General features: G+C 72.5%; 19 protein-coding genes. 11 read left to right on the plus strand and 8 right to left on the minus strand.

The features are described 5' to 3' along the window. The first annotated feature begins 608 nt into the window (after nucleotides 1-608). Nucleotides 609-2,789, plus strand: coding sequence for a TerD family protein (locus QNO07_RS00775; RefSeq protein WP_349636795.1), 2,181 nt, complete (start codon nucleotides 609-611; stop codon nucleotides 2,787-2,789). A gap of 70 nt (nucleotides 2,790-2,859) precedes the next feature. Here the strand turns inward: QNO07_RS00775 and QNO07_RS00780 are convergent, their stop codons facing one another. Both QNO07_RS00780 and QNO07_RS00785 read right to left on the minus strand, forming a co-directional pair. Beyond that, nucleotides 2,860-3,369 (minus strand): DUF309 domain-containing protein, encoded by a 510-nt coding sequence (locus QNO07_RS00780; RefSeq protein ID WP_283989317.1) that lies wholly within the window; start codon nucleotides 3,367-3,369, stop codon nucleotides 2,860-2,862. Beyond that, nucleotides 3,362-4,138, minus strand: coding sequence for a TetR/AcrR family transcriptional regulator (locus QNO07_RS00785; protein ID WP_283989318.1), 777 nt, complete (start codon nucleotides 4,136-4,138; stop codon nucleotides 3,362-3,364). Before QNO07_RS00785 ends, QNO07_RS00780 begins: the two co-directional genes overlap by 8 nt. Nucleotides 4,139-4,275: 137 nt before the next feature. Between QNO07_RS00785 and QNO07_RS00790 the strand changes: the two genes are divergently transcribed. The 3 genes from QNO07_RS00790 to QNO07_RS00800 are packed head-to-tail and all read left to right on the plus strand — an operon-like array spanning nucleotide 4,276 to nucleotide 7,597. Beyond that, complete coding sequence (locus tag QNO07_RS00790) at nucleotides 4,276-5,244, plus strand: ABC transporter ATP-binding protein (RefSeq protein ID WP_283989319.1); 969 nt, start codon at nucleotides 4,276-4,278, stop codon at nucleotides 5,242-5,244. After that, a complete protein-coding gene (locus QNO07_RS00795; RefSeq protein WP_283989320.1) occupies nucleotides 5,237-6,007 on the plus strand; it encodes an ABC transporter permease in 771 nt (256 codons plus the stop codon). The genes QNO07_RS00790 and QNO07_RS00795 overlap by 8 nt, the downstream gene beginning before the upstream one ends. A 54-nt stretch (nucleotides 6,008-6,061) precedes the next feature. Further along, entirely contained in the window at nucleotides 6,062-7,597 is a 1,536-nt protein-coding gene (locus QNO07_RS00800; protein WP_283989321.1) for an ATP-dependent DNA ligase, read from the plus strand. A gap of 87 nt (nucleotides 7,598-7,684) precedes the next feature. On the opposite strand, the gene QNO07_RS00805 is transcribed toward QNO07_RS00800, so the two are convergent. After that, on the minus strand, nucleotides 7,685-7,897 hold the full coding sequence (locus QNO07_RS00805) for a DUF4287 domain-containing protein (protein WP_283989322.1): 213 nt from the start codon (nucleotides 7,895-7,897) through the stop codon (nucleotides 7,685-7,687). A gap of 142 nt (nucleotides 7,898-8,039) precedes the next feature. Here QNO07_RS00805 and QNO07_RS00810 point away from each other — a divergent pair, with 142 nt between their 5' ends. Further along, nucleotides 8,040-8,660, plus strand: a complete 621-nt coding sequence (locus QNO07_RS00810; RefSeq protein ID WP_283989323.1) for a TetR/AcrR family transcriptional regulator — start codon at nucleotides 8,040-8,042, stop codon at nucleotides 8,658-8,660. Between the two features lie 18 nt (nucleotides 8,661-8,678). Here QNO07_RS00810 and QNO07_RS00815 read toward each other — a convergent pair whose 3' ends face one another. Continuing rightward, entirely contained in the window at nucleotides 8,679-9,140 is a 462-nt protein-coding gene (locus QNO07_RS00815; RefSeq protein WP_283989324.1) for an HIT family protein, read from the minus strand. A 305-nt stretch (nucleotides 9,141-9,445) separates the two neighbouring features. Between QNO07_RS00815 and QNO07_RS00820 the strand changes: the two genes are divergently transcribed. From QNO07_RS00820 to QNO07_RS00835, 4 genes are all read left to right on the plus strand, one after another. Then, on the plus strand, nucleotides 9,446-9,679 hold the full coding sequence (locus QNO07_RS00820; protein ID WP_283989325.1) for a metallothionein: 234 nt from the start codon (nucleotides 9,446-9,448) through the stop codon (nucleotides 9,677-9,679). A gap of 332 nt (nucleotides 9,680-10,011) precedes the next feature. Further along, nucleotides 10,012-10,722, plus strand: coding sequence for a (2Fe-2S)-binding protein (locus QNO07_RS00825; protein WP_283989326.1), 711 nt, complete (start codon nucleotides 10,012-10,014; stop codon nucleotides 10,720-10,722). A 33-nt stretch (nucleotides 10,723-10,755) separates the two neighbouring features. Then, nucleotides 10,756-11,346: a GrpB family protein gene (locus tag QNO07_RS00830; protein ID WP_283989328.1), complete on the plus strand. Its 591-nt coding sequence runs from the start codon at nucleotides 10,756-10,758 to the stop codon at nucleotides 11,344-11,346. A gap of 126 nt (nucleotides 11,347-11,472) precedes the next feature. Next, complete coding sequence (locus QNO07_RS00835) at nucleotides 11,473-11,679, plus strand: DUF2277 domain-containing protein (protein ID WP_283989329.1); 207 nt, start codon at nucleotides 11,473-11,475, stop codon at nucleotides 11,677-11,679. Nucleotides 11,680-11,815: 136 nt separating this feature from the next. On the opposite strand, the gene QNO07_RS00840 is transcribed toward QNO07_RS00835, so the two are convergent. Next, the gene (locus tag QNO07_RS00840) at nucleotides 11,816-13,477 is read right to left on the minus strand and encodes an ABC-F family ATP-binding cassette domain-containing protein (protein ID WP_283989330.1); all 1,662 of its coding nucleotides are present in this window, start codon (nucleotides 13,475-13,477) and stop codon (nucleotides 11,816-11,818) included. Nucleotides 13,478-14,112: 635 nt separating this feature from the next. On the opposite strand from QNO07_RS00840, the gene QNO07_RS00845 reads away from it, so the two are divergent. Next, nucleotides 14,113-14,976, plus strand: coding sequence for a DUF6227 family protein (locus tag QNO07_RS00845; RefSeq protein WP_283989331.1), 864 nt, complete (start codon nucleotides 14,113-14,115; stop codon nucleotides 14,974-14,976). A gap of 141 nt (nucleotides 14,977-15,117) precedes the next feature. Beyond that, entirely contained in the window at nucleotides 15,118-16,377 is a 1,260-nt protein-coding gene (locus QNO07_RS00850; protein WP_283989332.1) for a transglycosylase family protein, read from the plus strand. 76 nt (nucleotides 16,378-16,453) lie between these two features. Here the strand turns inward: QNO07_RS00850 and QNO07_RS00855 are convergent, their stop codons facing one another. The 3 genes from QNO07_RS00855 to QNO07_RS00865 form a co-directional block, all read right to left on the minus strand. Then, nucleotides 16,454-16,900, minus strand: coding sequence for an SRPBCC family protein (locus QNO07_RS00855; protein ID WP_283989333.1), 447 nt, complete (start codon nucleotides 16,898-16,900; stop codon nucleotides 16,454-16,456). 69 nt (nucleotides 16,901-16,969) lie between these two features. After that, nucleotides 16,970-18,154, minus strand: coding sequence for an anhydro-N-acetylmuramic acid kinase (locus QNO07_RS00860; protein WP_283989334.1), 1,185 nt, complete (start codon nucleotides 18,152-18,154; stop codon nucleotides 16,970-16,972). Nucleotides 18,155-18,180: 26 nt separating this feature from the next. Then, nucleotides 18,181-18,498: a DUF6343 family protein gene (locus tag QNO07_RS00865; RefSeq protein ID WP_283989335.1), complete on the minus strand. Its 318-nt coding sequence runs from the start codon at nucleotides 18,496-18,498 to the stop codon at nucleotides 18,181-18,183. Between the last annotated feature and the right edge of the window lie 91 nt (nucleotides 18,499-18,589).

Genomic DNA, 18,589 nt, shown 5'->3' on the forward strand with positions numbered 1-18,589 from the left:
GCCTCGGCTGGCACCCCGTTTACGAGCCAGCCGGCTGCTCTCCGGCCACGTGCGCGTTACCGGGAGCCGCGTCGTCCGTTGAACACGGGTGACCACCACATCAGTCGGGCGGGCGTCGCCGACGCAGCGCACCAGGCCCGCCGAAACGGTTCCGCAGCAGACCCCCATCTATGCCGAGCTGGTTCGCCAGTGGACGGAGCAGAACCGGTCCGTACCAGGACGCACCGACCACGAGTGGGCGGTCCTGGTGGACTACTCGTCGTGGCGGCACAGATGAGGCAGCCCGTTCCACGGGCCACGCCGTCTCCCGGGCCACCGCCCCCGGATGGCCGGAAAACACCCCCGGCCCGGCGCGATTCCCGCCGCCCTGCCACACCACGCCCCTCTCCCCGCCCACACCCGGGCCGGTGACGCGCCCGGTCAACGCCCCCTCACCCGACACCCGCCATCTGTCACAGCCGGGTGACGAGCTTCGACGATCCACGGTTCGGCCTGCCCCGGGCCCTGCGAGCCACTAGCGTTTCCTCCACACACTCGGGGTGAGCCAGGTCACACCGCTGAGTCGTGCGCTGTTCGAGAGACAACCCGTGGGGGGCCGCATGCACCGGATGTCCAAAGGCGGAAACGTCGCGCTGACAGAGCTCAAGGATGACGTCGCCTCGGTGGTGCTGACGCTGTCCTGGTCCGATCCCACCGGCGAGGGCGACGCGGACATCTCGGTCCTGCTGCTTGGCCCCGACGGCAAGGTCTCCCGGGACGAGGACTTCTACTTCTACAACAACCCGACCGACGAGAACGGTTCGGTGCAGATGCTGGGCAAGTCACCCACCGGCTCGGGAACCGAGGACCGGGTACTGGTGGACCTGGGCGCCGTGCCCGCCGTTGCGGAACGGCTGGTGGTGGCCGCCAGCCGCTACGCCGGCGCGACGTTCGGCGCACTCGCGGACCTGAAGCTGCTGCTGTCGGATCACACCGGCGAGACGCTGCTCTCGTTCGACATCACCGACGCGAGCGTCGAGACGGCGTTCGTCTTCGGAGAGCTGTACCGGCGGTCGGGAGTCTGGAAGTTCCGCGCGGTGGGCCAGGGGTACCGTTCCGGGCTGGCGGGGCTGGCCACTGACTTCGGCATCGACGTGGCCCAGGACGAGACGGAGGAGGCAGAGCAGGACAGCGGGTGCGAGACGTCGGACTCTCCTGAAGGGGCTGCGACAACCGGGCACGAGACGGTGGTTGTGCCCGTGCAGGCGCAGACGCCGGATGAGGCGGTGAACCCCGTGCCCGTGCCCGCAACCGCCGCTGCCGAGAACTCCGGTGTCTTGGCAGCCGGCGCTCTCGCGCCGGACGGCGAGGGCACGCAGCCGCACGCACCCGGCACGGTCCTGCTCGCCCCCGGTCCCGCCGTCACCGTCACTGCGGACAGCGTTCCGACGCAGGTCGCAGCGGCTCCCGCCCTGGCGCCGCCGACCGCCACTTCCAAGGCCGCCAGGCGCCCGGTGCGCACGGCGAAGCGCCGCTCCACCCTCCCCAGGGCCCCCAAGGTGGACCTGTCCGACCACCCCAACTGGCGGGCCGCCCGGCTGTTCTCCGCCTCCGGGCTCCGCAACGACCAGGAACGCGAGACCCGGGCCACCTCGACCCTGCTCGCCGCGATGGCCCATGTGCCGGAGTTCGGACGCCGTCTCACCGCCAAGTTCAACGCGCCCGCGGGAACGGTGCAGACCTTCGCGGAGGCGTCGTTCCGGCACGGTGACGCCACCCTCCGGCCCGACGGGGTCATCCGCGTCGCCAGAGCGGGCCGCATCTGGACCGCCCTCGTCGAGACCAAGACCGGCGGCAACCCGCTCAAGCCCGACCAGGTGCAGCGGTACGTGGATCTGGCCGGCAAGCACGGTTACGAGACGGTCATCACGCTCTCCAACGACCTGGCGCTGGACGGCGAGCACCCGGTCCCGGTGGACAAGCGGCGGCTGCGCAAGGTCGCGCTGCGGCACCTCTCCTGGGCGGAGGTCACGCACGAGGCCCACCTGCTGTGCCACCACGACGGGTTGGCCAATCCGGCCCACGCCTGGCTGCTCAACGAACTGCTGCACTACCTGCGGCACGACAACGCGGGCTGCCAGGGTTTCCAGAACATGGGCGCGTCGTGGGTCCCGGTCCGCACCGCCATCACCGAGGGCACCCTGAGGGCGACCGACCGCCCCGCGATGCACGTCGCGGAGAACTGGGAGAAGCTGACCCGCCAGCTCTGCCTGAGGCTCGGCGGCAGTCGCGGCGTGACCGTGGCGCCGGTGTCCCGGGGCCGACGCGGCGGCGACGCGGCCACCCGGCGCGCGGAGACGGTGGCCGCGCTTGTCGAGACGGGCCGGCTCAGCACCGGGCTGCGGATCCCCGGCACGCCGGGGACGCTGTTGCTGGAGGCCGACCTGCGCACCGGCCGGCTGGAGACCACCGTCGAGGTGGCCTCCGCCGAACGCGCCCGTCAGCTGTCACGTGTCCAGTGGTTGCTGCGGCAGCTCGCCGAGGCACCGGCCGAGGTACGGGTGGAGGCCGTGACCGGCCGACCGGGTGCGGGGCCCTGCGAGCTGCTGCGGATGCTCCGACAGGAACCCGGCCTGCTGGTACCCGACGCGGGCGAGGAGATCACCTCGTTCCGACTCACCCTGCCGAGCACTCTGGGGACCAGGCGCGGCACGGAGGAGACCGGTTTCATCCGCAGCGTGAACACCGCCGTCGACCGCTTCCTCGACGAAGTGGTGAGCCGTCTCAAGCCGGTGACAGCCGTCGTCTGAGCTTCACCGTACCCCGGGCCCTCGCGGCCGGCCCGGGGCACGGCGAGGACCACCACGCCAGGGCCCGCGGTCAGCCGCGGAGGCGGGGGGCCAGGGACGCCGCGTCGGGCGGATCGCCGGTGAACGGCCGGTCTGCGGGCTCACCACCCGGCTCACCGGCCAGCCGGGCTGCCAGTGAACGGGCCCAGTCGAGCAGCCCCGGCACGTCGAGCCCGTGCGGCGGATCGCCTGCGAAGGGGGCGATCCCCGTCGCGCCGCGCCGCAGCAGCGCCGCGCCGCCGTCCGGATTGCCCCGGGCCGCGTGGGTGACGCCCACCGCCAGCTGCGCCAGGGCCCGCCACAGCGGTTCCTCCTGCGGCGGGCCCGTCTTCCAGGCGTCCTCGAAGACCTCGTGGGCGTGGAAGGGGCGGCCCGCGTCCAGCAGTCGCTGCGCTTCGGCGAGGGTCTGGTCCGCCGACCGCCGCACCCCCTCCGGCTGGCGCTCCACCCCCGGCGCGCCGTGCGGCAGGGGACGCCCCAGGGCGTCGCGGGGGCGGGCGTTGCGGGCCCGACCCTCCTCGTCACGGTCGCGGTCACCCATGTTGCTGCCCCTTCGTCACGTGCACCTCCACACCGTCCAGAAGCAGCCCGAGGCCGAACGCGAAGTCCTCCTCGGGCCCGAACGGCTCACCGAGCACCCCCGAGTCGAGCACCTCGGACACTGCCGGGTAACGTCCGCCGCCGGTCAGCCGCCCCAGCAGCAGGCCGTAGGCGGCTGTCGCCTCGACCAGGGTCAGGCCCGACGAGCGGGCGCCGTCCTCCAGGTCGGCCGTCAGTGACGCCTCGCTGCGCACGTACCCGCTGACCAGGTTCAGCACTCCCAGCCGCGCGCCGGGCGCCAGCCCGGACGCCGCGAGGCAGCGCAGCCCCTGCTCCATCCAGGCCACCGAGTTGGGCGTGACCGGCGGCGTGCTGACCGGGATGCGGAGTATCCACAGGTTGCGGTGCAGCAGCTCCCGGTAGGCCCACGCCCACCGGGTGAGCCCGTCACGCCAGCTCTCGCCCTCCGGCGGGTCCGCCGGAGGGCCGGCCGCGGCTGCGTCCTCCATCAGGACAAGCAGGTCGTCCTTGGAGGAGACGTACCGGTACAGCGCCATCGTCGACACGCCCAGCTCCGCCGCAACCCTGCCCATGGTGACCGCGGGCAGTCCTTCGGCGGCCGTCACGTCCAGCGCCGCCCGCACGATGCGCTCGATGCTCAGGCCGGGTTTTCGTCCCTTGCCCTGCCGCTCCCGCAGTCCCCAGGCCGCCTCGACTCCCGGCGGCAGGCCCGTCGCGCTGCGGGCCGCCGGGGTGTTGTTGCTCACCATGGGTTCGTGTATAACATACACACAGAGGTGTACGGCATACACAGAACAGCGTGCCACGTACGCATTGGCGACGCCCGGAGGGGCGCGCCGGGAGCAGCGCGAGCAGAGTCCGGCGACGAGGAAGCGGGGGCGTGCACATGAGGGCGACGAAACGGGCGACGGCAGACGAGGCCGCGGCGATCGAGGTGCGGGGGCTGACCAAGCGCTACGGGCGGACGGAGGTGCTGTCCGGGCTGGACCTGTCGGTGGCTGCCGGGAGCGTGTTCTGCCTGCTCGGCCCCAACGGCGCGGGCAAGACCACCACCGTCCGCATCCTGGCCACCCTGCTGCGCGCCGACGCGGGCACGGCGCGCGTCGCCGGCCACGATGTCGTCCGTGAGCGGCGTCAGGTGCGCAGGCACATCAGCCTCACCGGCCAGTTCGCGGCCGTCGACGAACTTCTGACAGGTGAGGAGAACCTGCGGACCGTCGCTCGCCTGCGCGGGCTGCCCCGGGCGGCGGCCCGTTCCCGCGCCCGTTCCCTGCTGGATCAGTTCGCGCTCGCCGAGGCCGGCGGCCGGCGGGTGGCCACCTACTCGGGCGGCATGCGCAGGCGGCTGGACATCGCCGCCGGCCTGGTCACCCCCGTGCGGGTGCTGTTCCTCGACGAGCCGACGACGGGCCTCGACCCGCGCAGCCGCCGCACCATGTGGCACCTCGTCGAGGAGCTCGCCGCCTCCGGGGCCACCGTCCTGCTCACCACGCAGTACCTGGAGGAGGCCGAACGGCTCGCGGACCGCATCGCCGTACTGGACGGCGGCCGGATCATCGCCGAGGGCACGGTGGCTGATTTGAAGCAGCGCATCGCCGGTCAGCGACTCGACCTCACTCTCACCGACAACGCGGCCTACACCCGGGTGCTGGGCGCCCTGGACGACCACGCCGCGCAGCCTGACCCCGAGCGGCTCTCGATAACCGTGGCCACCGGCGGCGGCGCCGACGGCGTGCGCGCGCTGCTCGACGCCGTGGATCCGCACCGCGTGGACGTGGCCCGGTTCACCGTCCGCGACGCCACCCTCGACGACGTGTTCCTCTCCCTCACCGACGAACGGCCAGCCCATGTCTGAGTTCGCCCTGCCCCGGCCGGCCTTTCACGCCCTCACCCTGACCGGGCGCAGTCTCCGGTTCGGTACCCGCAACGCCGAAGCCGTCCTGGTCTCCCTGGTCCTGCCGGTGCTGCTGATGCTGGTCTTCGTCTACTTCTTCGGTGGCGCCATAGAGACCGGCACGGCCTACGTGTCCTACGTCGTGCCCGGCGTGCTGGTGCTGTGCGCGGGGTACGGCGCTTCGCAGGCCGCCGTCAGCGTCAGCGCGGACCTCACCAGCGGTGCCGTCGACCGCTTCCGGTCTCTTGACGTGAGCGGCTTCTCCCTGCTGTTCGGGCACGTCACGGCCGGAGCGGTCCGCAACGTCGTGGCGACCGCAGCGGTGTTCGCGGTCGCCTTCGCGATCGGGTTCCGGCCCCAGGCCGGCCCGGCCGCGTGGATGGCGGCACTGGCGCTGCTACTGGCCTACGTGCTGGCGATGTCCTGGCTGGCCGCCTGTGTGGGCCTGGTCGCTCGCTCACCCGAGGGTGCGGGCGCCTTCACCTTCACCGTGCTGTTCCTGCCCTACCCCAGCAGTGCGTTCGTTCCGGTGGACACCATGCCCGGCTGGTTGCACGGATTCGCCGAGCACCAGCCGGTCACGCCGCTGATCGAGTCGCTCCGTGGCCTGCTGCTGGCCGAACCGGTGGGCGGAACACCGTGGGTGGCACTCGCCTGGTGCTCCGGAGCCGCGCTCATATCGATCGCCGCCGCCGGCCCCTTGTTCCAGCGGCGCTTCCGCTGAGACGCGCCGGCCGGCCGTGCTGCGCGGGAGCCCGGTAGAGGTGAACATGGAGGAATGCTGCTGGCTGACCTCGCTCGAACTTCCCAACAGGTGACGGCCACCTCCGCCCGCTCGCAGAAGGTCGCCCTGCTGGCGCGGCTGTTCGCGACAGCCGAACCGTCCGAGGCGCCGATCGCCGTCACCTACCTGGCGGGACGACTGCCCCAGCGCCGGATCGGCGTGGGCTGGCGCACGCTGACCGAGCGGCACTCACCAGCCCCGACCGGACTGCTCACCGTCGCCGAGGTGCACTCCGTTTTGGAGCGGATAGCGGCGGTCAGTGGCAAAGGCGCGGTGCAGCAGCGCCGGGAACTGCTCGCGACCCTGATGACCGCGGCCACGGAGGAGGAGCAGCAGTTCCTGGTCCGACTCATCAGCGGGGAACTGCGCCAGGGCGCACTGGACGCCCTGGCCGTGGAGGGACTGGCCGCCGCCGCGGACGCCGATCCGGCCGAGGTGCGCCGGGCAGTGATGCTCGGCGGCTCGCTGGGCTCGGTCGCAGAGGCGCTACTGGCCCGCGGCCCCGAGGCCCTCGCCGAGTACCGGCTGACCGTGGGCCGTCCGGTCCAGCCGATGCTCGCGCACTCGGCCAAGGACGTCGACGAGGCTGTGGGCCGGTTGGGGCCCTGCGCAGTGGAGGAGAAGCTGGACGGTATCCGGGTGCAGGTCCACCTCGACGGCGACAGTGTGCGGGTGTGGACCCGCACACTGGACGAGATCACCGACCGGCTGCCCGAGGTGCGTTCCGCGGCACTCGGCTTCGCCGCCGAGCAGGCGGTGGTCGACGGCGAGGTCATCGCCCTGGACGAACAGGGCCGCCCGCGAGCCTTCCAGGACGTGGCGGGCCGGGTCGGCTCCAGGGTCGATGTGTCGGCGGCCCAGGCGTCGTTGCCGCTCTCCGTGGTCTTCTTCGACCTACTCGCCGTGGACGGTGAGGACGTGCTCGACCTCACCACCGCGGACCGCCACGCCCGGCTGGCCCGAGTGGTGCCGGAGACCCAGCGGGTGCGGCGCCTGGTCGTCACGGACCCGATGGATCCCGAGCAGCGTTCAGCGGCACGCGAGTTCACCGCAGCCGTGCGGCAGCGCGGCCACGAGGGAGTGGTGGTGAAGGCTCTGGACGCGGAGTACCGGGCAGGCCGCAGGGGCTCGTCATGGCTGAAGGTGAAGCCCGTGCACACGCTCGACCTGGTCGTGCTCGCCGCCGAGTGGGGTCACGGGCGGCGCACCGGCAAGCTCTCCAACCTCCACCTGGGGGCCCGCCGCCCGGACGGCTCGTTCGCCATGCTCGGCAAGACCTTCAAGGGCCTCACCGACGCCGTACTGGAATGGCAGACCGAACGGCTGCAGGAGCTGACGACCGCCACGCATGACTGGGGAGTCACCGTCCGGCCCGAGCTGGTCGTGGAGATCGCCTTCGACGGCGTTCAGCGCTCGACCCGATACCCGGCGGGGGTGACGCTGCGCTTCGCCCGGGTGGTCCGCTACCGGGAGGACAAGGACGCCGCCGAAGCGGACACGGTGGAATCAGTCGTGGCCCTGCGCGTCTGAGCCGCACAGGCGCCCTCTGGGCGCACCGCCCCCTCGCGCCCGTCGCAGTGCCGACGCTGACGCCGTCCTTGAGGCCGTCGTCGTACTTCAGCTTGCCCTGTCCTCGGCGAGCGTGTGCGCGACGAGGGCGTTGGCGTGGCCGTGCCCGAGGCCGTGCTCGGCCTTCAGCCAGGAGACGAGCTCTCCGTGCCTGGCCAGCGGCGAGGACCGGATCAGCTCCTTCCACTCCGCCACCGGGCGACCGTACTTCTTCTCGATCGACGGGAAGTAGCTGGCGGGACCCTTCACCGGTTCGGCCATCAGTCCGCCTCCTTCGTATCGGCGCGTGCCACTGCTCCTGCACGCAGCTCGCGATCCAGTCACAGGTTGAGTACTGGACGGTACAGTACTCAGATCAGAACTGGACTGTCCAGTACTATCCGTGAAGCAGACTGGAGGCGGCATGGAAACACAGGACGAGGGGCGTTCGGCACGCAAGCGCCGGGCCATCACGGAGGCCGCGACGCAGGTGTTCCTGAGCAAGGGGTATGCGGGAACCAGCATGGACGATGTGGCGAGGCTGGCCGCCGTCTCCAAGCAGACCGTCTACAAGCACTTCACCGACAAGGACGGACTGTTCACCGAGGTCGTACTGGCCACCACCTCCCGGGTGGACGCCATGATCGACCTGGTCGCCGACGTCCCCCTCGACGCGGCCGCCCTGGAGGCGAACCTGGTCCGGCTCGCCCGCGAGTTCCTCACCGCGCTCACCCAGCCGCAGGTTCTCCGGTTGCGGCGCCTCGTCATCGCCAGCGCTGACACCTTTCCCGAACTGGGCACGGCCTGGTACGAGCAGGGATTCGAGCGGGTCCTGGCAACCCTGGCAGCCACCTTCGCGCGCCTGACCGAGCACGGCCTGCTCCAGGTCCGCGAACCGCTGCTCGCCGCGCAGCACTTCGCCGGACTTCTGCTGTGGATCCCGGTGAACCGGGCCATGTTCACCGGCGGCACGGCCTTCGAACCGGCCGAGTGCGAACACCTGGCGACAGCCGGGGTACGCACCTTCCTCGCCGCCTACGGTTGACCCGCCCGGCCGACCCGGCTACTCCCCCGGAGCGACGGGCGGCCCGCCCCGGGACTCGCTGCCGGCGCTGCCGTCCAGCTCCGCACGCAGCAGGTCGGCCGTCTGCTCCGCGTGGGCGGCGTCCCGGTAGCGGGTGCGGGGCCAGAAGAAGCCGCGGAGCCCGTCCTTGGGGTTGCGCGGCACCACATGGGTGTGGAGGTGCGGCACGGACTGGCTGACCCGGTTGTTGAGGGCCACGAACGACCCGGCCGCGTCCATCGCCCGCTCCACTCCTGCGGCGACCCGCTGCACCCGCTCGAAGTAGGGGCCCACGTCGCCGGCGGGCAGGTCCGTCAGCGTACGCACGTGGCGTCGCGGCACCACCAGGACGTGACCGGCGAACAGAGGACGGGTGTCGAGGAAGCCCACCGCCAGGGCGTCGCCGAAGACCAGGTGGGCCGGTTCGCCACCGGCGACGATCGAGCAGAAGAGGCAGTCCACGCCCTCAGTGAACTACGCCGTGCGTCCGGAGCTCCGCGGACGCGCCTACCGTCCACTCGGACAGCACCGGCACCGGTACCGGCAACCACCAGCGTCGTTGCCGTCACACCGTTTGCCGTATCCGTCGCCGTCGCCGTGCGTGCGCCGCTCGGTACTCACTCGGCCTATTCGCCTGCGCCGTGCGGGTGAGCGCACGGCGGCGTGCCAGGGGGTTGCGCGCCCGTCGAGCCGCCCGGGCCCATCCTGACCGGTGGAGCAGGGCCCGGTCGGGGCCGCTGCCCACCACTGGCGAGGAGTGAGGGTCCATGGCGGTGTGCGAGGTGTGCAGCAACGACTACGAGATGTCCTTCGAGGTGCACGCTGCAGGGTTTGTGCACGTCTTCGACAGTCTGGAGTGCGCCGCGCAGCGGATGGCCCCGATCTGCGAGAACTGCCAGTGCCGCATCCTCGGTCACGGAGTCGAGTCCGCAGGCCGCTTCTTCTGCTGTGCGCACTGCGCCCGCGTCCAAGGGCACGCGGAGCTGGTCGACCACGCCTGACCGTGCACACCCCGCGCCATGCCTGACCACCGGGCCGCCTGACCACCGGGCCACGGGCCGCCGGGCAGTGCTTCAGGACGGATCTCGTTGAGCGGCCGGTGCCGGACGACTGCGGGCGGTATCCCTTCCGTCGGCGGGTGGTGCCGCCGACGTCTCTACCCCGACCGGGCGGGGAGCGGAAGTCGAGAGTCGTACTCGAACACCGCCGGGTGGACGGACGCACAGGAGCCGGCAGTGGCCCCAACCTCGCCATAGGAAGAAGGTGTTCCCCAAGGGCTGTCCCGCCATCCCTGCGCCCGCCGGGAATCGCGGGACGGCTCTAGGCTGCGGTGGTGGACACCGCAGCGGACAGGGACCGGCCCGACGAGGGATTCTTCGCGCTGCGGACAGGTCCGCCGCCTGCTGCCGCGGTTCCGCTGGCCCGTGTGTACGAGGGCGGCAGTCCGGCGTTGCGGGAGCGGATCGCCGCCGTGAACCACCGCCTGCGGGTCACCGAGCCGCGGGTCGGCGCGTCGATCGCCTTCCTGGGGCTTGCCGCGCGGCTGTGGTCGGTGTCGCTTGTCGCTCCCGCCTTCGGCGACGCCCTGCCCGATCTGCGGCCCGCGCGTCTGCACTGGGATCCGGCGGCGGCCCCGGGGTCGGACCTGTGGCTGCCCGACTCCTCGCCGCCGCCGGGCTTCGGCCCGGCGCACCCGTTGCGCCACACCGTGCTGGCGGCACACCTCACGCCGCTGGTGTCGGCGGTACGCGGAGTCGTACCGGTCGCCGAGCGACTGCTGTGGGGCAACGCCGCCTCCGCGCTCGCAGGTGCGGTGTCCCAGCTGTCGGTCTGGTGCCGGGAGCGCGGGATCGCGGACCCGCCGGCGACGGCCGTCCGCCTGGCCGCCGACCTGCTGGCCGCACCGGAGCTCAGCGGCACCGGCACTCTGCACGGCGGCGCCTTCCGCCGCCGTACGTGCTGCCTCTACTACCGTGCTCCCGGGGGCGGCCTCTGCGGCGACTGCGTGTTCGCCACTCCCCCGTCCCGGTCCCCGGCTCCCTGAACTGCGGCACTCCCGACGACGGATGGACGGCACATGACGGAGCAGGTACGCCCTGACAGAGCCCCGATGGACGAGGAGGAGATCCAACGGGTGCAGGTGGGCGGCGCCCACCCGCAGGGCGGCGACGTGGTCCTCTGCGCCTACGACGCCCGCTGGCCGGTGCGCTACGCCACCTGGGCACGTGAGCTGCGGGCCGCGCTGGGCGGCACGGCGCGGCGGCTGGAGCACGTGGGCTCGACGTCGGTGCCCGGCCTGGACGCGAAACCGGTCGTCGACATGCTGCTGGAGGTCCCGGACCCGGCCGACGAGGACGCCTACGTGCCGGCTGCCACCGCGCTGGGCTTCCGGCTGAGCATCCGGGAGCCGGACTGGTACGAGCACCGGGTGCTGAAGCGTTTCGAACCGGAGCACACGGCCAATCTGCACGTCTTCCCCGAGAGCTGTCCGGAGACCGAGCGGATGGTGCGCTTCCGTGACCGGTTGCGCGCGGACGACGCGGACCGGGAGCTGTACGCCCGCACCAAGTACGAGCTCGCCGCGCGGGAGTGGACCTACCTCCAGCAGTACGCCGACGCCAAGTCGGCCGTGGTGGACGAGATCCTCCACCGGGCCGGACACCGCTGACGCCGACGGGCCGGGCTCGCTTCCGCAGGGGCTCGGGCGGCGTTCCGGCCACGCTTCCGGGCGGGTCCCGGCGATGCTTCCACTCGGACGCGCGCCGGCGGCGCACGCGATGGGTACCGTCGGAGCATGTGCCGAAGCATCAAGACCCTGCGTCCGCCGTACGCCGACGAGGTGACCGAGGAGGACGTGCGCGCCGCCGCCCTCCAGTACGTCCGCAAGGTGTCCGGGTTCCGCCAGCCGGCCGCCCACAACGAGGCCGCCTTCACCCGGGCGGTGGAGGAGGTCGCGGCTGCCACCGACCGGTTGCTCGCGTCGCTGGTCGTCCGCGGCTGAGCACCGCGCAGGCACCCGGCCGTCAGTGTGCCCCTCCCGTCACCGTGCCCGGCCGCACAGCCGCCGCCCGGCCGCCCGCCAGCGCGTCCGGCGGCACAACGCCGCTCCCGGGCGGGGGTGGCGGGCGGCCGGGACGTCAGGCGGCGCCCGGTCCGCTGTGGAGGTTCCTGACCTCCTCGGGGGTCGTCTCCGTCAGCTCCTCCCCGGCCAGCAGCCACCGGGTCATACCCACCGACTCCAGGAACTCCAGGTCGTGGCTGGCGATGAGCAGTGCGCCCCGGTAGGAGTCGAGCGCGCTGCTGAGCTGGCGCACACTGGCGGCGTCGAGGCTGTTGGTCGGCTCGTCGAGTACCAGAAGTTGCGGTGCGGGCGAGGCGAGCATCATCGCCGCCAGGGCGGCGCGGAAACGCTCCCCTCCGGAGAGAGTCCCGGCGAGCTGTTCGGCTCGGGCCCCCTTGAAGAGGAACCGGGCGAGCTGCGCGCGCAGGTGGTTGTCGCTGACACCGGGGGCCGTCCGCGCCACGTTGTCGGCAACGCTGAGACGGTCGTCCAGGACGTCGAGTCGCTGCGGCAGGAACCGCGTCGGCACATGCGCCCGGACCTCGCCGGAGAGCGGGGTGAGATCGCCGGTGAGAGCGCGCAGCAGGGTGGTCTTGCCGGCGCCGTTGCGGCCGACCAGGGCCACCCGCTCGGGGCCGTGGACGTGCAGACGGCCGTTGCGCAGCCGCCCGTGCGGGAGGTGCAGGTCGGTGAGGCTGAGCACGGCGCGTCCCGCCGGGACCTCGGTGGCGGGCAGGTCCACGCGGATCTCCGCGTCGTCCCGGACCGCTTCGGCGGCCTGCTCGCGGCGTTCGCGTGCCTCCTGGAGCCGGTCCTCGTGCAGGCCGCGCAGCTTGCCCGCCGATTCCTGCGCGGCCCGCTTCTTCGCACCGGCGACGATGCGCGGTGCCCGCCTTTCGACGTCCATCTTCCTGCTCTGCCGCTGACGGCGTGCCAGTTTGACCCGGCTCTCCTCCAGTTCGCGCTTCTGCCGGCGTACGTCCGTCTCGGTGGCCCGCAGCCGGCGCTCGGCTGCCTCCTGCTGCGTGGCGAGGGCGTCCCGGTAGGCGGACCAGCCGCCGCCGTACCAGGTGACCGCGCCGGAGCGCAGTTCGGCGATGCGGTCGACACGTTCCAGGAGTTCCCGGTCGTGGCTGACGACCACGAGCGCCCCGGACCGCCAGGTGTCGACGGCCTCGCGGAGGCGTCGGCGGGCGACCAGGTCGAGGTTGTTCGTGGGTTCGTCGAGCAGCAGGACGTCGGGGCGTTCCAGGAGCAGGGCGGCGAGGCGCAGCAGCACCGTCTCGCCGCCGGAGAGCCGGCCGACGGTGCGATCGAGCTCGACGCCGCCGAGGCCGAGGGAGCCCAGCGTGGCGAGGGCACGTTCCTCGACGTCCCAGTCGTCGCCGACGGCGTCGAAGTGCGCCACGGCGACGTCGCCCGCCTCGATGGCGCGCAGCGCGCGTCGCTGCCGGGCGATACCGAGCGCCTGGTCGACGCGGAGCGCGGTGTCGAGGGTGACGTCCTGCGGCAGGTAGGCCAGCGTGCCGTGCACGGTCACCGACCCCCGGGTGGGGCGGAGTTCACCGGCCAGCAGGCGGAGCAGGGTGGACTTGCCGGTTCCGTTGGAGCCGACGAGGCCGGTGCGGCCCCGTCCGGCGCTGAGGGAGAGCCCGTCGAGCACAGGTGTGCCGTCAGGCCAACGGAACCCCAGGTCGGAGCAGGTCAGGGCGATCTCGGGGGTGTTCTCGGTGGGCATGGTGTCTCTCGCAGTCCGCAGCACGGGGAAACGGGGGCATCGTGTGCGAGCACCACGCGGCGACCGGCCGGAGGGGAAAGAGGTGCCGTGTCCTTCGATCAGGGGACATCCTGTGCACCGAGGTCGCATCCGCGCGGGCGTCACTGCGGGCCGGGTGTACCGGCGGCAACGTGACGGGGTACGGGTTCAGCCGTACCGCGCGGTGTTCGCGGACCTCAGATACGCAACGTCCACCTCAATCGGCGACAACAGGACCTGCCGAGCGTACCTCGCGGGGCGTCTGCTTGTCGGATGGTTTTCTGGGCGGCGGCCCGCAACCGCCGTCGCAACCGCGCTCGCAGGGGCGGCCGGAGGGCGCGGACAGGCGCAGGCGGTGGCCTGCCGGGGGCGGCCCGCCGCCGGTGAGTGGGGCGGACGACGCATCCGTGACGGGCGTGATTTCGCCCCCGGTGGCCGATTCCCCCTCTTATTAACTCTGAGTAACGAGTGTTCCGACGTGGCGTTTGCCGGACGTACTGCACGCCATGCCCTCCCACCAGGCAAGAAAGTCAGCCAATCTCATCTCTGACGGTACCACCTTGGTTACGGTGGGTATTCACAGTGCAGGGCGGTGACACGACGTAAGGAGGTGCCCGATGCGCAATCCCCCACAGAGCACGGGCAGCGCCCTCCCGGGTGAACACCTGGAGCTTCTACTGGCCCGCGCGCACAACCCGTTCGAGGTGGGCGACGAACTCACCGCCCGGCTCGCGACAGCCGTCGCCTACGAGGTGCAGCTCAAGTCGTGGCGGCGGCACAACTCGCCGCCACCGCAGACCGAGTGCCGCACCTACCGGCACACCTTCACTCTCAGCGACCGCAGCCATCTGGTGCTGTGGGAGGTGGAGCACGACACCGAGGCGGACGGACGGCTCGCCCACGAGCTCTACACCGACCCGTACTCGCTGCGGGCAGCGGAGCGCCGCGTCCACGGGCGGATGGGCGAACAGCCGGAACTGGCCTGTGAGTCCTGCGCCGGGTCCGCCGCCCCCGTACCGCATGAGCCGGGCGCGCCCCTGCATCCCCCGCCGCCCGCGCCGCTGCCTGTGACCCGGTCCTGCGACGGGGCCGCGGACAGTGACGGCGGAGGCGACGACCGGGCCGGCACTCCCCACGACGCCCAGGACTCACCCGACCACGCCAGGCGACTGCTGCGCCGGGCGCGCAACGCCGACCGGCCGGGCCAGGAGACCCTGCGCCTGCTGTCCCAGGCCCGCGGGCACCGCATAGCGCGGGCCGCGCAGCCGCTGGGCACCGCGGGTCACCGCGCCTTCTGCTCGGTCTACGCGCACACCTTTCTGCTGACCGGGAACCGTGAGGTCACACTCTTCGAGCTGGAGCACGACTTCACGCCCGGACGGCTTCTGGTCTGCGAGGTCTACCCGGACGAGACGTCCGCCGGGCGGGCCGCGGAACTGCACGCGCTGACCTACCGGGCGGCGGGCGGCACAGGCGAATAAGGCCGAACCGCTTGCCGTGGCCGGTTTTCCGCCTCTACTTTGGGTCAGCGTGCCGACACGCTTTGTCAGACGCCAACTCCGGTTCGGCGGAACTCCATTGAACTGACCGCCCGAAGCACGAAGGTACGGGGAGGAAAACCCATGGCCGCCCGTGGACGCCACCGCCGCTACAAGCCGAGCACGGTGTCACGCGCCTCCCTCACGGTCACCGCCGGTGGAGCCGGACTCGCGCTGCCCTTCGTGGGCATCAGCCACGCGCAGGCCGCACCCGTGGAGACGTGGGACAAGGTCGCCGCGTGCGAGAGCAGCAACAACTGGAGCATCAACACCGGAAACGGCTACTTCGGCGGGCTGCAGTTCAAGCAGTCCACCTGGCAGGAGTTCGGCGGTACGGCCTTCGCAACGCGCGCCGACCTCGCGAGCAAGGGCCAGCAGATAGCCGTCGCCGAGCGCGTGCTGAAGGGCCAGGGCCCCGGGGCGTGGCCGAGCTGCTCGGCCCGGGCGGGCCTGACCCGCGACATGGCGCAGCCCCCGGCAACCAGGTCGGCCCCGGAACGACCGGCCCGGCCGACCGCCTCCTCCCCCACCGGTGACGGTTCCAGCCGGACGGCGACCGTGCCCAAGCAGTCCTCGGCGCCGAAGACCCGCACCGCTCCCCCGTCGCAGGAGGACATGCGGGGCAGCCGCACCTACCGGGTGGACGACGGCGACACTCTTGACGGCATCGCCCGCACGCAGCGGGTGGGCGGCGGCTGGCAGGCCCTGTACGAGCGGAACCGGCAGACGGTGGGCGGCGACCCGGACCTGATCATTCCCGGTCAGCGCCTGGTGCTGGCCGGGTCTCGGACGGGCACCCAGAAGCCGGCGCAGCCGCCCGCTGCGGCCCCGAAGAAGCCGGCAGCGCAGAAGCCGGAGGCGCAGAAGCCGAAGGCCCAGGCAGCGAAGGCGCCGGAGCGCAAGGCTCCGGCGGCCAGCCGGTCCAAGCCTGCCGTCGCCGGCTACACCGCCCCGGTCAGCGGCGTCTCGCCCAGCACCGCGTACCGCGCCTCGGGAGCGGCCTGGTCGTCCGGCTACCACACGGGGGTGGACTTCCCCGTGGCCACGGGGACCGCGGTGAAGGCGGTCACCAACGCACGCGTCGTCTCCGCCGGTTGGGCGGACGCCTACGGCTACCAGGTGGTACTGCGCCACGACGACGGCCGCTTCAGCCAGTACGCGCACCTGTCGGCCATCTCGGTTCGGGCCGGGCAGCGCGTGACGACCGGTCAGCCCGTGGGACGGGCCGGCAGTACCGGGAACAGCACCGGGCCGCACCTGCACTTCGAGGTGCGCACCGGGCCGGGGTACGGCTCCGACATCAACCCGCTGGCCTATCTGCGGCAGAACGGCGTCACCGTCTGACGCGGCGGGGGCCTGCCCGGCCGCCGCACGGCGGCGGGGCGGCCCCACACGTCGGCCGCTCGTCCTGTCGGGCGGGTCAGACCTCGCCGCGCCAGGCGCCGGACTCGGCGCCGCGCTCCTCGATGAACTTCTTGAAGCGCTCCATGTCGCCCTTGGCCGTGCGCCGCACCAGGCCGAGCTTGTCGGCCACCGTGTCGGCGAAGAACTCCGGGGCGTACTCCAGTTGCAGCATGACCTTCGAACGCCGGTCGTCCAGGCGGTGGAAGGTGACCACACCGGCCTGCTTGGGTCCGTTGACGCTGGTCCACGCCACGCGCTCGTCGGGGATCTGCTCGGTGATGTCCGCGTCGAACTCGCGCTCGACGCCGGCGATCTTCGTCACCCAGTGGGTGCTGGTCGGGGTGAGCTGGTCGACGCGCTCCACTCCGTCCATGAAGTGGGGGAACTCCTCGAACTGGGTCCACTGGTTGTACGCGGTGGTGACCGGCACGTCGACCTCGACGGACTCCTCGATGTGCGACACGGTTCCTCCTGTTCTCGGGCGCAGCCCATGGCTGCCTTGCGGAGGTCCGGGTACCCGAGCACATCCCGGTCACTCCTGCGATACCCGCAGCATTCGGGGCATGTTCGCCGCGGGCTCGGGCAGACGCAGCGGCCCGTCCCCGGGGGTGAGCGAGCCCAGCAGCGCGGGCCGGCGCGCGCCGGTGGCGGCGGGCAACGAACCCGGCAGCCCGTGGACCGTCAGGAAGCCGAGCAGCGCGAACAGGTAGGCCTCCTTGGCCTGCGCGGGCAACCCCAGCACCGCACTGTCCCGGATCTCCGAGGGAGCCGCCAGCGCGCGGATGCGGGACATCAGCACCGGGTTGCGCACGCCGCCGCCGGAGACCGTCAGCGTGGTGGGCCGATGGGCGCGGCAGGCGTCGGCGACGAGGAGGGCGGTCAGCTCCGTCACGGTGGTGATCACCGCGTCCGGGTCCACGCGCCGCCCGTCCAGGTGGGCGAGCAGGTAGTCGACGTGGAAGCGCTCCTTGCCGCAGGTCTTCGGCGCGGGCAGCCGGTAGTAGGGCTCCGCCCGCAGACGCGCAAGCAGTCGCCGGTCCACGGTTCCGCGGCGGGCCCGGGCGCCGCCGGTGTCCTGGTGCTCGGCTCCGCCGCTGGCCCAGCGGGTCGCCGCGTCGATGAGGGCGTTGGCCGGGCCCAGGTCGTAGGCGCGAATCCGGGTGCCGTCGCGGACCGTCAGGTTGGCGATGCCGCCCAGGTTCAGCGCCGCGTGGCGCCCGGTGCCGGGCAGCAGCAGCGCGTCGAGCGTCGCGGACAGGGGCGCGCCGCCGCCCCCGCAGGCGACGTCGCGGGTCCGCAGGTCGGAGACGACGGGCAGGCCGGTCGCCTGCGCGACATAGCCGGCCGCGCCCAGTTGCAGCGTGCCGAGGGTGCGCCGGCCCTCGACCCGGTGGAAGCAGGTCTGGCCGTGCGAGACCACCAGGTCGGCGTACCCGTGGGCAAGCTCGGTGAGGGCGCGGTGCGCGGCCCGGCCGAAGAGACGGCCGAGTTCCGTGTCCAGTCGGCAGACCTGCTCCATCGTGGTGGCCGCGGGCGGCAGCGAGGACACCAGCTCCTGGCGGAGCTGCTCGGGAAACGGGGTGCTGAGCAGACCCATCGGTCGCAGCAGCAACGTGTCACCCGGGGTACCGGCCGGGCTGGTGGTGAAGGACAACTCGGCCAGTGCGGTGTCGACCGCGTCGTGTGAGGTGCCGCTGAGCATGCCGATGACCCGCATGCCGGCATTGTCCGGCCCTCAGCCGCTCACCGCGACGCGGCGCGGCGGGCGCGGCTGATGCGGCGCAGCACCACGAACAGGTCGACCAGGGCGAAGACGGCCAGCGCGGTGCTGATCCACGCCAGGGTGCGCAGCGAGTCGGGGTGGGGGGTGTCGCCCGGCCCGGCCTGACCGCTCCACATCCAGAACAGCAGGGCACCGGCGACGAAGAGCGGGGTGAACATCAGCGCGAGGATCAGCCGGATGCGCAGCGGGCTGCGGGCCGTCACGGGCTCGGTGCCGGTACGCGGCAGCAGACGGCCCAGGATGCCCTCGCGGTCGGGGTCGGGGCGTCGGTCGGACATGGTGCTCACCTCTCTCGCCGGAATGCGGCGGCGGTCTCGCGGGGCTGCGGCGGCGCTCGGGCCGCTCGCGGGGCGGCGCAGGACGGTCGCG

The organism is Streptomyces sp. 549, from assembly GCF_030124175.1.
Classification (GTDB): Bacteria; Actinomycetota; Actinomycetes; order Streptomycetales; family Streptomycetaceae; genus Streptomyces.